This window comes from Arsenicicoccus piscis (assembly GCF_022568835.1).
Lineage (GTDB): Bacteria > Actinomycetota > Actinomycetes > Actinomycetales > Dermatophilaceae > Arsenicicoccus > Arsenicicoccus piscis.
This window is the reverse complement of record NZ_JAKZHV010000009.1, coordinates 62,333-75,556: the sequence shown is the minus strand read 5'-3', so window position 1 is coordinate 75,556 and position 13,224 is coordinate 62,333. Positions and strand designations below refer to the sequence as shown.

Annotated in this window: 15 protein-coding genes; 2 read left to right on the top strand and 13 right to left on the bottom strand. The window is 72.8% G+C overall.

The features are described 5' to 3' along the window. Positions 1-32: 32 nt before the first annotated feature. The 4 genes from MM440_RS14600 to MM440_RS14585 all read right to left on the bottom strand — a co-directional run bounded on the left by MM440_RS14600 (position 33) and on the right by MM440_RS14585 (position 3,378). Positions 33-686, bottom strand: a complete 654-nt coding sequence (locus MM440_RS14600) for a lysophospholipid acyltransferase family protein (RefSeq protein ID WP_241445193.1) — start codon at positions 684-686, stop codon at positions 33-35. Beyond that, positions 683-1,432, bottom strand: a complete 750-nt coding sequence (cmk, locus tag MM440_RS14595; protein ID WP_420914171.1) for a (d)CMP kinase — start codon at positions 1,430-1,432, stop codon at positions 683-685. Before cmk ends, MM440_RS14600 begins: the two co-directional genes overlap by 4 nt. An 89-nt stretch (positions 1,433-1,521) precedes the next feature. Beyond that, entirely contained in the window at positions 1,522-2,637 is a 1,116-nt protein-coding gene (locus MM440_RS14590) for a prephenate dehydrogenase (protein WP_241445192.1), read from the bottom strand. Positions 2,638-2,640: 3 nt separating this feature from the next. After that, complete coding sequence (locus MM440_RS14585) at positions 2,641-3,378, bottom strand: pseudouridine synthase (protein WP_338155664.1); 738 nt, start codon at positions 3,376-3,378, stop codon at positions 2,641-2,643. Here MM440_RS14585 and MM440_RS17435 point away from each other — a divergent pair. Beyond that, positions 3,373-3,756: a hypothetical protein gene (locus MM440_RS17435; protein WP_241445414.1), complete on the top strand. Its 384-nt coding sequence runs from the start codon at positions 3,373-3,375 to the stop codon at positions 3,754-3,756. The genes MM440_RS14585 and MM440_RS17435 overlap by 6 nt on opposite strands. Before the next feature lie 11 nt (positions 3,757-3,767). Here MM440_RS17435 and scpB read toward each other — a convergent pair whose 3' ends face one another. The 7 genes from scpB to ald all read right to left on the bottom strand — a co-directional run bounded on the left by scpB (position 3,768) and on the right by ald (position 9,886). Then, entirely contained in the window at positions 3,768-4,454 is a 687-nt protein-coding gene (gene scpB, locus MM440_RS14575) for an SMC-Scp complex subunit ScpB (RefSeq protein ID WP_241445191.1), read from the bottom strand. Continuing rightward, on the bottom strand, positions 4,447-5,367 hold the full coding sequence (locus MM440_RS14570; RefSeq protein WP_241445189.1) for a segregation and condensation protein A: 921 nt from the start codon (positions 5,365-5,367) through the stop codon (positions 4,447-4,449). Before MM440_RS14570 ends, scpB begins: the two co-directional genes overlap by 8 nt. Positions 5,368-5,371: 4 nt before the next feature. Further along, on the bottom strand, positions 5,372-6,187 hold the full coding sequence (locus tag MM440_RS14565) for a ParA family protein (protein WP_241445402.1): 816 nt from the start codon (positions 6,185-6,187) through the stop codon (positions 5,372-5,374). A gap of 119 nt (positions 6,188-6,306) precedes the next feature. Continuing rightward, positions 6,307-7,293 carry an ABC transporter permease gene (locus MM440_RS14560; protein ID WP_241445183.1) on the bottom strand — a complete coding sequence of 329 codons (987 nt, stop codon included), beginning with the start codon at positions 7,291-7,293 and terminating at the stop codon, positions 6,307-6,309. Positions 7,294-7,371: 78 nt separating this feature from the next. Next, the gene (locus MM440_RS14555) at positions 7,372-7,740 is read right to left on the bottom strand and encodes a CBS domain-containing protein (RefSeq protein WP_241445181.1); all 369 of its coding nucleotides are present in this window, start codon (positions 7,738-7,740) and stop codon (positions 7,372-7,374) included. An 89-nt stretch (positions 7,741-7,829) separates the two neighbouring features. Beyond that, a complete protein-coding gene (locus MM440_RS14550) occupies positions 7,830-8,801 on the bottom strand; it encodes a site-specific tyrosine recombinase XerD (RefSeq protein WP_241445180.1) in 972 nt (323 codons plus the stop codon). Next, positions 8,771-9,886, bottom strand: a complete 1,116-nt coding sequence (gene ald / locus MM440_RS14545) for an alanine dehydrogenase (protein ID WP_241445178.1) — start codon at positions 9,884-9,886, stop codon at positions 8,771-8,773. Before ald ends, MM440_RS14550 begins: the two co-directional genes overlap by 31 nt. A gap of 68 nt (positions 9,887-9,954) precedes the next feature. On the opposite strand from ald, the gene MM440_RS14540 reads away from it, so the two are divergent. Beyond that, positions 9,955-10,575, top strand: a complete 621-nt coding sequence (locus tag MM440_RS14540; protein WP_241445177.1) for a hypothetical protein — start codon at positions 9,955-9,957, stop codon at positions 10,573-10,575. Here MM440_RS14540 and MM440_RS14535 read toward each other — a convergent pair. Then, positions 10,544-12,421 carry an ABC transporter ATP-binding protein gene (locus tag MM440_RS14535; protein ID WP_241445176.1) on the bottom strand — a complete coding sequence of 626 codons (1,878 nt, stop codon included), beginning with the start codon at positions 12,419-12,421 and terminating at the stop codon, positions 10,544-10,546. The two genes, MM440_RS14540 and MM440_RS14535, sit on opposite strands and share 32 nt — an antisense overlap. Further along, positions 12,418-13,203 (bottom strand): enoyl-CoA hydratase/isomerase family protein, encoded by a 786-nt coding sequence (locus tag MM440_RS14530; protein ID WP_241445172.1) that lies wholly within the window; start codon positions 13,201-13,203, stop codon positions 12,418-12,420. Before MM440_RS14530 ends, MM440_RS14535 begins: the two co-directional genes overlap by 4 nt. Positions 13,204-13,224: the final 21 nt, after the last annotated feature.

Genomic DNA, 13,224 nt, shown 5'->3' with positions numbered 1-13,224 from the left:
CGTGCTCGTCGGTGTTCACACCGGCAATTGTCTCAGACCTCGCTGCGCGCTCGGACGACGTGCGCGGCCAGGTGGTCGCGGACCTGCGCGGACGCCAGCCGCAGCCGCTCCCGCCCGGGCACGGTGCGCCCCTCGGCGTCGGTCACCGACACCCGGAACGGCTCCCCGTAGACCGCCCGCAACCGGGAGCCGGGCCGCGGCAGGTCCAGCCGGTTGCGTCGGGTCGGGAGGGTGCCGACCAGGGCGACCGGCACGACCTCGGCACCGGACTGCAGGGCCAGCCACGCAGCACCCTGCTGCACCTGGGCGACGTCGCCCTGCCCACGCGTCCCCTCGGGGAAGATCCCGACGACGCCGCCCTGGCGCAGGACGTCCAGCGCGCTGGTGAGCGCGGCCCGGTCGCCGCGCGAACGGTCTACGGGGATCTGGGCGAGGTGGTGCAGGAAGGGCCGCAGCGGGCCGGTGAACATCTCGACCTTGATGAGGAAGTGCACCGGACGCGGCGTGACGGTGAACAGCAGCGGCCCGTCCGCGGCGGACGAGTGGTTCGACACCAGCACGACCGGCCCGCTCGCGGGCACCCGGTCGGCGCCCTCGACGCGCACGCGGTAGAGCCGCGCGAGGACGCGACCGATGAGGCGTCCGTGGTGCGTGCCCCGCTCGGCCTGCGCCAGCGTGCCGTTCATCGGGTCGTCGGGACGGCGTTGACCTCGTCGAGCACCGCCTGCACCGAGCCGGCGAAGTCCAGATCGGACGTGTCGACGACGGTCACGCCCGGGGCCGCCGTGAGGAACTGCGAGACGGCCGAGTCGTCCTTGTCGCGGCGCACGATCTGGTCGCGCGTGGCGGCGACGGAGGCGGCGTCGGCCGTGCCGTGCAGCTCGGTGGAGCGCCGGGCGAGCCGGGCCTCCTCGGAGGCCGTGACCAGCAGCCGCACGGTGGCGTCCGGCACGACGACCGTGGTGAGGTCGCGCCCCTCGGCGACGACGCCGCCCTGGCTCGCGGCGACCGCGGCGATCAGCTCGCGCTGGCGGCGCACCAGCTCGGCGCGGACGTCGAGGTTGGTCGCGACCGCCGACACCCGGCTGGAGATCTCGGTGGTGCGGATTGCCGCGCTCACGTCCGTGCCGCCGACGACGACGGTCGGGGCGCTCGGGTCGGTGCCCAGCTCGAGCGGCAGGTCCCGGGCGGCCTGGGCGACGGCGGCCTGGTCGGTGAGCCCGAGGCCGAGGTCGAGGCAGTACCACGCGAGGGCGCGATACATCGCTCCGGTGTCCACGTAGCCGTAGCCGAGCCGCGTCGCGACCGCCTTCGAGACGCTGGACTTGCCCGAGCCCGACGGGCCGTCGATCGCGACCACGACGGGGACCGGCTCGAGGCTCGGCGGGGTGCTGGACTCGGTGCTGGGCTCAGGTGTGGACTCGGTGCTCACGGACGCCGAGCCTAGCGTCTCGCCTCCGCACCGGCCCTGCGGCAGGCCGGTGAAGTCAGTGCACGCGCTGAGTCAGTGCACGCGCCGGGTCAGTGCACGCGCCAGCCGCGGGTGGTGAGCTGCTCGCGCAGCGGCTCGGCGGCCGCGGGCAGCACCGAGATCTCGGCGAGTCCGACGGGGTGGCCGAGCGCGTGCTCGAGGTGCAGGTCCTCAAGGTTGATCCCCGCCTCCCCCATGTGCTGGAAGAGCCGACCGAGGGCACCCGGCTCGTCGGGCACGACCACGACGACCGTGGCGTACGGCGTCGGCGCGGACCCGTGCTTGCCCGGGATCCTGGCCTGCCCGGCGTTGCCGTCGGCGATCAGGGACGCGAGGACCTTGCGCGCGCCCGGGGCGGCCTCGCTGCGGATCAGATCGTCGTCACCGAGAGCCTCCAGCGCGGCGAGGGTCTCCCCCAGCTCGTCGTAGACCTCCCGCAGCACCGAGCGCACCGCGCCGGCGTTGCCCGCGAGGATCTGGGTCCACAGCTGGGGGTCGCTCGCGGCGATCCGGGTGACGTCGCGAATCCCCTGGCCGGACAACGCAACCGAGTGCTCGCTCAGCGAACGCAGCCGTCCCGCAGTCAGACTCGCCATCACCTGCGGCACGTGCGACACGGCGGCGACCGCGTCGTCGTGCTCGCGCGCGGACATGGTGGTCACCTGGCAGCCGATGTCGACGGCGAGCCGGCGCACCAGCTCCACGGCGCTGCGCGTCGAATCCTTCGACGGCACAACGACATACGCGCGGCCCTCGAAGAGGTCGGCGCGCGCGGCCACGGCGCCGGACCGCTCGCGGCCGGCCATCGGGTGCGACCCCACATAGCGCCCGAGATCGGCACCTGCCTCCGTGATCGCCTGCAGCACAACCGATTTGACCGAAGCCACGTCGGTCACCACCGCGTCCGGGTGCTCGGCGAGCTGGCGCACCACTACGTCGGCGACGACGTCCGGGGGCGCCGCGACCACCACGAGGTCGGGGTGGTCGTCGGCGCTCGCCAGCTCCCCCGCCCCGAGGTCCCGCGCCAGGGCGGCGGCCGTGGGCGACGGATCGGTGAGGGACACGTCCCAGCCGGCACGGCGCAGCGCCAGGCCGAGCGACGTGCCGATCAGCCCGGTGCCGACGATCCGTGCAGTCGGGCCGAGCTGCACCGAGGGGACACCCACGGGCTACAGCCCGGCGGCGCGGTAGAGCGCCCCGACCTCGTCGCGCGTGAGCGGCCGCATCTTGCCCGCCTTGAGGTTGCCGACGCGCACCGGCCCGACCTGGGTGCGCACGAGGGCCAGGACGGGACGGTCTACGGCCTCCATCAGGCGACGCACGACGTGCTTGCGGCCCTCGTGGATGACCAGCTCGACGACCGCCTTGCCGGGCGAGGAGTCGAGCACGGTGAACGAGTCGACCGCGACGGGACCGTCGTCGAGCTCGACGCCCTCGCGCAGCTGCTTGCCGAGGTCGCGCGGCACCGGCCCGGGGATCTGCGCGACGTAGGTCTTGGGCACGCCGTAGGCCGGGTGCTGCAGCCGGTGCGCCAGCTCGCCGTCGTTGGTGAGCAGCAGCAAGCCTTCGGTGTCCTGGTCGAGGCGACCGACGTGGAAGAGCCGCTGCTTGCGCCCCTCACCGAGGTAGTCGCCGATGTCGACGCGGCCCAGCTCGTCGTGCATCGAGGTCACGACGTTGAGCGGCTTGTAGAACGCGAAGTAGAGCTTGGTCTCGTCGAAGATGACCCGGTTGCCGTCGACGTGCACCGGCTGGGTCTCGGGGTCGACGCGGATGCCCATGTCGGTGACGACCTGGCCGTCGACCTGCACGTGGCCCTCGGCGATCAGCTGCTCGCAGGTGCGGCGGCTGCCGATGCCGGCCTGCGCAAGGAGCTTCTGCAGGCGGATGCCGTCGGGGTTGTGCACGTCGACCTGGGGGGTCGGCTCCGGCGCGCGGCGGCCCGGCCGCTGCTGGTCGGGACGACGACGCGCCCCTGGACCGCCGACACCACCCACGCCGCCGGGGCGGCCGGGACGCTGAGGCCGGCCGCCGCCCTGGCCGCCGCCGTAGCCGCCCTGGCCGCCACGACCGCCGGCGCCACCACGGCCACCCTGACCACCACGGCCAGCGCCGCTGCCGCCAGCGCTACGACCGCCGCCAGCATCGGCACCGCGACCGCCGGCGCCGCCACGACCAGCAGCGCCACCGCGACCCGCGGAGCCACCGCGACCCGCGGACCCGCCGCGACCACCGCCGCTGCCACCACGGCCTGCGCCGGAGGACCGGTTGGAGGAGTTGCCTGAGTACGGAGGAGTCATGAGCGTCCCTGTTCTGCGATGGAGTCGAGGCTGTCCGCCTCGGGGAGGAAGGGGGCGAGCGGCGGGAGGTCGTCGAGGCTCGAGAGCCCCATCCGCTGCAGGAAGTAGGGGGTCGTGCCGTAGAGGATCGCCCCTGAGATGTCGTCGTGGCCGGTCTCCTCGACCAGGCCGCGGCTCGTCAGCGTGCGCATCACGCCGTCGACGCTGACCCCGCGCACCGCGCTGACCCGCGCCCGGGTCACCGGCTGGCGGTAGGCGATCACCGCGAGGGTCTCGAGCGAGGCCTGGGTGAGCTTGGCCTGCTGGCCGTCCAGCAGGAACTTCTCAACGGCGGGGGCGTAGACCGGGCGGCTGTAGACCCGCCAACCACCGGCGATCTGGCGCAGCACGAAGCCGCGCTCGGCCCGGTCGTAGTCGGCCGCCAGCTCGCCGATCGTGGTGCTGACCTCGTCGACGGTCACCTCGAGGGCCGCCGCCAGGGACACCTCGCTGACCGGCTCGTCGACGACCATCAGGATCGCCTCGAGCGCGCCCCGCAGGCCCGCCGGCAGGCCGTGGACGTCGAAGCCGAGCTCGGCCTCCGGCTCAGTCGTGTCGGCCGCGGCAGCCAGGTCCGGCTCGGCCGCGGCAGCCAGGTCCGGCTCAGCCACCTCGGCCACCGTCTGCGGCTCGGTGTCACTCATCGCTGCCTCCTGACGTGCTGGGGGTGGGGGTGCTGGGCGTGCTGGGCTCGTCACCCTCGTCGAACTCCTCACCCACGTCGATCGCGGTCACGTCGTCGCCGGTCCACCGGACCGACAGCTCGCCGAGCGCCTCCTCCTGGTCGAACGCGAGGACCTGCTCCTTGAACAGCTCGAGCAGCGCGAGGAAGCGAGCCACGATCACCAGCGTCGAGTCGGCGTCCGCGACCAACGAGCGGAAGCTGGTCGGACCGCTGGTGCGCAGCCGGTCTACGACGATGGCGGCCTGCTCGCGGACGGACACGACCGGGGCGTGCAGGTGCGAGACGCCTACGTGCGCAGGCTCTTTCGGGGCGAGCGCGCGCGCCGCGATCATGGCGAGCTGCTCGGGGGTGATGGTGAGGACGAGCTCGGGCAGCAGCTGCGCGAAGGCCGGCTCGAGCCCCGCCGAGCGCGCGGTCATCCGGCCCGCCGTGTGCATCTGGTGGTCGAAGGCGGAGGCGATCTGCTTGTAGGCGCGGTACTGCAAGAGTCGGGCGAAGAGCAGGTCGCGCGCCTCGATGAGGGCGAGGTCCTCCTCGTCCTCGGGACCGACCGACGGCAGCAGTCGCGCGGCCTTGAGGTCGAGCAGGGTGGCGGCGACCAGCAGGAACTCCGAGGCCTGCGACAGGTCCCAGTCGGTGTCGGCGGCCCGGGCGGCCTTGATGTGCGCGATGAACTCGTCGGTCACCGTCGCCAGCGCGATCTCGGTGATGTCGAGCTTGTGCTTGCTGATCAGCCCGAGCAGCAGGTCGAACGGCCCGTCGAAGACGTCCAGGTGCACCTGGAACGGTGTGACGGTGGCCCGGCGCGTGAGGACGCCCCCAGGCACCTGCGGGTCCAGCGGTGGCGCGCCTCCCGGCGTGACCTCGGTCATCACGTCAGGCGGCCCCGCCGCGCGCGATCAGCTCTCGGGCGAGCTGGCGGTAGGCCTCGGCCCCTGCGTGCGCCGACGCGTAGGACGTGATCGGCTCGGCGGCCAAGGTGGCGTCGGGGAACTTCACGGTGCGGCTGATCACCGTGTGGAAGACCTTGTCGTCGAAGTGGCTGACGACCGACTGCACGACCTCGCGGCTGTGCAGGGTGCGCCCGTCGTACATCGTCGCGAGGATGCCGTCGATCTGCAGACGCGGGTTCAGCCGGTCGATGATCTTCTCGATGGTCTCGACGAGCAGGGCCACGCCGCGCATCGCGAAGAACTCGCACTCCAGCGGGATGATCACGCCGTGCGCCGCGGTGAGCGCGTTGACGGTCAGCAGGCCGAGCGAGGGCTGGCAGTCGATGAGGATCACGTCGTAATCGTCGAGCACCGGGCGCAGCACCCGCGCAAGGATCTGCTCGCGGGCGACCTCGCCGACGAGCTGCACCTCGGCGGCGGACAGGTCGATGTTGGCGGGGATGATGTCGACGCCGTCGGTGGGCGTCGGCAAGATCACGTCGCGGACGTCGATGTCACGCTCTACGAGCAGGTTGTAGATCGTGGTGTCGAGCTCGTTGGTGCGCACGCCGAAGCCGACCGAGAGCGCTCCCTGCGGGTCGAAGTCGACCATCAGCACCTTGCGCCCGAGCTCGGCCAGGGCGGCACCGAGGTTGATCGTGGTGGTCGTCTTGCCGACGCCACCCTTCTGGTTGCACATCGCGATGATGCGCGCCGGCCCGTGGCTGGTGAGCGGCGCGGGCTCGGGGAAGGTCGGCATCGGGCGACCGGTGGGGCCGAGCTTGCCGCCGAACACCCCGTCGGTGCCCGGCAGCACGTCGGTGCGGGGTGCTTCGTAGGCCTCCGGACGCCCGTGGGTCTCGGTGGTCTCGCCGTAGCTCACCGTGCATCACTCCCGTGGTGGTCGTGGCGTTCTGCGTCACGCAGATCGGACCCTTCGACCCTACCGCGTGCGGCCGGGTCTCCGGGGCAGCCGCGCGCGGTCGGGCGCAGGGGTGGGTGCGGTGGTGTCTCAGCCGGCGACCGACGTGGTGGTCGCCGTGGGCGTGGTGGTCGCCGTGGGCGCGGTTGAGGCCGTGGGCGTGCTGCCGCCCCGGCGGCGCTGGGGCAGGACCAGGCTGCCCCGCCCCTGCCCCCCGCGGCGGCCGACAGCCGGTCCAGGTAGATCGCGAGGACGACGACGGCGACCCCGCTCTCGATGGCGGCCGGGATCTGCAGCGACTGGACCGCGCTGACGACGATCCCGCCCAGCCCGCCGCCGCCGACGAGGCCCGCGACGACGACGATGGACAGGGCCAGCATGATCACCTGGTTGACGCCGGCCATGATGGACGGCATTGCGAGCGGCAGCTGGAGCTCGCGCAGGGTCTCCATCCGGGTGGCGCCGAACGCCTCGGAGGCCTCGACCGTCTCGGCGTCGACCTGGCGGATGCCGAGCGAGGTCAGGCGCACCGCAGGCGGGATCGAAAAGACGATCGTCGCCACGACACCCGGGACCGGCCCGATGCCGAAGAACAGCACGGTGGGCAGCAGATAGACGAAGACGGGCAGCGTCTGCATGAAGTCGAGGATCGGCTGCAGCACGGCCCGGACCGGGGTCGAGAACGCCGACCAGATGCCGAGCGGGATCCCGACCAGGAGGGCTACGACCGCCGCGACGACCACGGTCGCCGTGGTCTGCATGGTGTCGAAGCACAGCCCCATCGACCAGACCAGAGCGAGCATCAGGCCGAGCAGGACGGGCAGGACCACCTTGCGCAGCACCAGGACGGCGACCACGACGAGCACGAGGATCATCGGCAGCGGCCTGAGGCCGGCGAGCAGCAGGTAGGTGAAGCGCAGCATCGCGGTGAGCACCGCCGACACCAGGTCGAAGAAGCCGCTGCCGTGGTCGGTGAGGTAGGTGATGACGCTGGCGCCCCAGTCGCCGAAGGGGGATGGAGATCATGACGTCACCGTGTCTTCCGTGCCATGGGTGTCTGGTCTCGGTTCCTGGTGCACGTGCTGGTTGTCGGAGAGGGAGGACAGGATCTCGGCGCGGGTGACCACGCCGACGAGCCGACCGTCGTTGCCCACGACGGTGATCGGGACGGCGTGCCGCCCCGCGTGCTCCATGAAGCTGCCCACGAGGTCGTCGGGGCGCACCCGGCGGAAGTCCTGGCTCACGATCGAGCGCAGGTCGGTGACCCCGGCACCGATGGCCGACGACAGATCTCCGTCGGTGACGATGCCGAGCACCCGGGCCCGGTCGCCGAGGACGTAGGCCGCGTTGACCTCGTTGCGCGCCAGTGCCGACGGCTCTGTGAATTCCACTGTCCCGGGCCGCATCCCGCTCAACTGCGCGCCGCCAGCCGGGCGCTCTACCAGCTGTTGGAGCCGTGCACCGCGGGCCGGGCCCAGAGTCAGCGCGCTCGCGGGTGGGCCTGGGCGTAGACCTCGCGCAGCTGCTGGACGGTCACGAGCGTGTAGATCTGCGTGGTCGTGACGGACGCGTGGCCGAGCAGCTCCTGCACCACGCGCACGTCGGCGCCGCCGTCGAGCAGGTGGGTGGCGAAGCAGTGGCGCAGCGTGTGCGGTGACACGTGCTCGCTGAGCCCGGCCCGCTCGGCCGCACCCTGCATGGCGGCCCAGGCGGACTGGCGCGAGAGCCGCCGGCCGCGCTGGTTGAGCAGCAGCGCCGGAGTGCCGGTGCCCTGCGCCGCGAGCGCCGGACGGCCGCGCACGAGGTAGGCGTCGACGGCCTCGCGGGCGTAGCGGCCGAGCGGCACGATCCGCTCCTTGTCGCCCTTGCCGAGCAGGCGCACCACCCCGGCCGAGGCGGCCGAGCCGGAGACGTCGTCCAGGTCGAGCCCGACGACCTCGCTGATCCGCGCGCCGCAGCCGTAGAGCAGCTCCAGCATCGCGCGATCCCGCAGCGAGACGGGGGTGTCGCCCACGCTGGCGGCAGCGAGCAGACGCTCTACGGAGACCAGCGGGATGGCCTTCGGGAGCCGCCGCGCCGCGGACGGCGGACGCACGGCGCGCGCCGGGTCGACGGGCGTGGTGCCCTCCAGCGCGAGGAAGCGATGCAGCCCACGGACGGCGATCAGGGTCCGCGCCGCCGAGGACGCCGACAGGCCAGGCCTGGTCGTGCCGTCGGCGTCGGTGCTGGGCTCGCGCAGCGAGGCGAGGAAGGCGGACACGTCACGCTCGCGGACGGCGGCGACGTCGTCGATCCCCGCCGCCTCGAGGAACGCGCGGTAGCGACGCATGTCGCGGCCGTAGGACGCCAACGTGTTGGTGCTGGCGCCGCGCTCGACGGTGAGGTGATCGAGCCAGCCGCGGATGGCCTGGTCGGGGGTGGTCAGGCGAGCACCTCGTCGACGTCGGTGCACGGCAGGTCGAACGCGTCGGCCACCCCGGGACAGGTGATCTGGCCGTCCACCGTGTTGAGGCCGAGCGCGAGGGCGTGGTCGTGACCCATCGCCTCGCGCCAGCCCTGGTCGGCGAGCGCCACGGTGTAGCGCAGGGTCGCGTTGGTGAGGGCGTAGGTCGAGGTGTGCGCCACGGCTCCGGGCATGTTCGCCACGCAGTAGAAGATGGTGTCGTGGACCGGGAACGTCGGGTCCGCGTGCGTGGTCGGGTGCGAGTCCTCGAAGCATCCGCCCTGGTCGATCGCGACGTCGACGAGCACCGCGCCCCGCCGCATCTGGGCCACGAGGTCGTTGGTGACCAGCTTCGGCGCCTTGGCTCCCGGCACCAGCACGGTGCCGATCACCAGGTCGGCCTGCTTGACGGCCTTGGCGATCTCGTAGCGGTTGGACGCGACGGTCGTGATGTGGCCGTGGTAGATCGAGTCGATCTGGCGCAGCCGCGCGATGTCGATGTCGAGCACGGTGACCCGAGCGTGCATGCCGGTCGCGATCTGGGCGGCGTTGAGGCCGGCGACGCCGGACCCGAGGATGACGACGTTGGCGGGGTACACACCGGTCACGCCACCGAGCAGGACCCCGCGGCCCCCGGCGACCTTCATCAGCGCGGCGGCTCCCACCTGCGGGGCCAGCCGGCCGGCGATCTCCGACATGGGGGCGAGCAGCGGCAGCGTGCGGTCGGGCAGCTGCACGGTCTCGTAGGCGATGCCGGTGACCTTGCGGGCGAGCAGCTCGTCGGTGAGCGGCCGGTCTGCGGCCAGGTGCAGGTAGGTGAACAGGGTCTGGCCCTCGCGCATCCGGGGGTACTCCTCGGCGATGGGCTCCTTGACCTTGAGCACCATGTCGGCCTCGCCCCACACGTCGTCCGCGGAGTCCAGGATGGTGGCGCCCGCCGCCACGTAGTCCTCGTCGTGGATCGAGGAGCCGATGCCGGCGTCCTTCTCGATCACGACCTCGTGCCCCCGCGAGACGAGCTCGTCGACGCCGGACGGGGTGATGGCCACCCTGAACTCGTTGTTCTTCACCTCACGGGGGATGCCGACGCGCATGCATAGCATTCAACCACTCCTGGCGTGTGGCGAACAGGGACCGGTGCGCGCGGGAGAGGATGGCGGGCATGAAGCTCTACGCGGATGCCCCAGGTCGACGATCGGCGCAGCTCACCGGGGACCTGCTGGTCCTCGGTTGGGTCGCCCTGTGGGTGTGGCTCGGCCGGGTCGTCCACGACCTGGTCGTCCAGCTCGCCACGCCGGTCGGGCAGATGAAGACCGCCGGCGGCAACCTCGCCACCAGCCTCGCGGGTGCGAGCAGCTCGATCGGCGACCTGCCGCTCGTGGGTGAGGCGCTGCGGGTGCCGCTCGACCGGGCCGCGCAGGCCGGCACCAACGTCGAGACGTCGAGCGCCGAGCTGATCTCCCGCATCCAGACCCTCGGCACCGGCCTCGGCATCCTCGTGGCCGCCGTGCCGATCGTGCTCGTGGTGGGCTGGTGGGTGTGGCGTCGGCTCGCGTTCGCGCGCAGCGCGGCCGTCGCCCAGCGGTTCGTCGACGCCGACGCGGACCTGGACCTGTTCGCGCTGCGGGCGCTCGCCTCCCAGCCGCTCGAGCGTCTGGCCCGGATCAGCGACGACCCCGCCGGCGCCTGGCGTCGTGGTGACCCGCAGATCGTCCGCGCGCTCGCCACCATGGAGCTGCGCGACGCCGGGCTCAGCCTGCCGCCGGGGTCGGCTGCTCGCTGAACTGGGTCCGGTAGAGCTCGGCGTAGAGCCCGCCGGCCGCCAGCAGCTCGCTGTGCCGACCCTGCTCGACGATCCGGCCCTCGTCGACGACGAGGATCAGGTCGGCGCCGCGCACGGTCGACAGGCGGTGCGCGATGACCAGGGCGGTGCGCCCGGCAAGGGCGGAGTCCAGGGCCCGCTGCACGGCGACCTCGGACTCGCTGTCCAGGTGGGCGGTCGCCTCGTCGAGGATGACCAGACCCGGCCCCTTGAGCAGCAGCCGGGCGATGGCCAGGCGCTGCTTCTCGCCGCCGGAGAGGCGGTGGCCCCGGTCGCCGACGACGGTGTCGAGACCCTCGGGCAGGCTCTCGACGAGGGTCGCCACCTGGGCGGCGCGCAGCGCCTCCCACAGCTCAGCGTCGGTGGCCTCGGGCCGGGCATAGCTGAGGTTGGCCCGGATCGTGTCGTGGAAGAGTTGTGCCTCCTGGGTCACCATGCCGACGACCTCGCGCAACGACCGGTTGGACGCCTCGCGCAGGTCCACCCCGCCGAGGCGCACCGTGCCGGAGGTCGGGTCGTAGAGCCGGGCCACCAGCGAGGTGATCGTCGTCTTCCCGGCGCCGCTCGGGCCGACGAGCGCGACCAGGCTGCCGGGGCCTACGTGGAAGGTGACGCCGCGCAGCACGTCGGACCCACCCAGACGGTCGCCGGCGCCCTGCTCGAGGGAGGCGAGGGACACCTCGGCGGCGGACGGGTAGCGGAAGGTGACGTCGTCGAGGTCGACCGAGACCGCCTGGTCCGGCAGGTCGACCGGGTCGGGTGCCTCGCGGACCAGCGGCTCGAGGTCGAGCACCTCGAAGACGCGCTCGAAGGACACCAGCGCCGTCATCACGTCGACCCGCACGTTAGACAGGGCGGTGAGGGGGGCGTAGAGCCGGGCCAGCAGCGCCGCGAGCGCCAGCAGCGACCCGATGGTGAGCGATCCGGCGATCACCATGAGACCGCCGACGCCGTAGACCAGGGCGGTCGCGAGGGCGGCGACGGTGGTGAGCGCGATGAAGAAGAAGGCGCGGTTGAGCGCGATCTTGACCCCGATGTCAGCGACCCGGCCGGCACGCTGGGCGTACTCGTCGTGCTCGGTGCGGGGTCGGCCGAAGAGCTTGACCAGCAGCGCGCCGGCGACGTTGAAGCGCTCGGTCATCCGGGTGCCGAGGTCGGCATTGAGCCCCATCGACTCGTGGCTGAGGCCCGCGACCCGACGCCCCATGAACCGGGCGGGGACGAGGAACAGGGGCACCAGGGCTACGGCTGCGAGGGTCAGCACGACGGACTTGGACGCCATCGCCACCAGGATGAAGACGAGCGAGACCGAGTTGGACACCACGCCGGACAGGGTCGAGGTGAACGCCTGCTGGGCGCCGATCACGTCGGAGTTGAGCCGGGTGACCAGGGCGCCGGTCTGGGCGCGGGTGAAGAAGCCGATGGGTTGGGCGAGCACGTGGTCGAACACCTCGACCCGCAGGTCGTAGATCAGGCCCTCGCCGATGCGCGCGGAGTACCACCGCTGGACCAGGCCGAGGACCGCGTCGAGCAGCGCCAGCGCGGCCACGACCAGGGCCAGCTCGACGACCAGCTGCCGGTTCCCAGGGGTGACGCCCTCGTCGACGATCGTGCCGAGCAGCAGCGGGGTCGCGACCACCAGCGCGGCGTCGAGCACCACGAGGACGAGGAAGACCGCGATCTTGGTGCGGTAGGCAGTGGCGTAGCCGAGGACCCGACGCGCGGTGCCGGGCGCGAGCCGGCGGTCCTTCACCGAGGAGTCCTGGGTGAGGGAGCGCATCATCGCCCAGCCGCTGCTCGAGCTCATGGCCGGCGGGCCACCATCGCCGTCAGCAGCCGAGCCTGGGCGTGCCGCTCGTTCTCGCACTGCTGGTCGGGGGTGGAGGCGGTGGCGGTGCGCAGCACGGCCTTGAGCTCGCGCAGCGCCTGCTCGGGCGCCTGCAGCAGGGCAGCCACCAGGTCGTCGGTGCCGGCCTCGAGGTCGGCGCGCGGCACCACCAGGTTGGCGAGCCCGAGGGCCGCGGCCTCGGCGGCGCCCACGGCCCGCCCGGTCGCGCAGATCTCGAGCGCCCGCGCGTAACCCACCGCCTCGACCAGCGGCTTGGTGCCGCCGAGGTCCGGCACCAGCCCGAGCGAGGTCTCACGCATAGCGAGGACCGCGTCGTCGGCGAGCACCCGCAGGTCGGCGGCCAGGGCCAGCTGGAAGCCGGCGCCGATGGCGTGCCCCTGCACGGCCGCGACGACGACCGCGGGCAGCGCCCGCCAGGTCACGAAGGCCCGCTGGTAGACCGCGATCTGGCCGGCCAGGTGCTTGGGGTCGCCCGCGGCGGTGAGCAGCAGGTTGTCCTCGCCGACCATCCCGGCCGGCGAGAGCATGCCGCGGTGCAGGCCGGCGCTGAAGCTCTGCCCCTCGGCGCGCAGCACCACCACCCGGACGCCCGGGTCGACGGCCGCGGCGACCTCGGCGAGGGCCCGCCACAGCGACGGGGTCTGGGCGTTGCGCTCGTCCGGGTTGGCCAGGGTCACGGTGAGGACCGCGCCCTCGTGGGCGAGGCGCAGGTGGGGGTGGGGGCGGGCTTCTGCGGTCACGGTCGTCACTGTAGCCCGCAC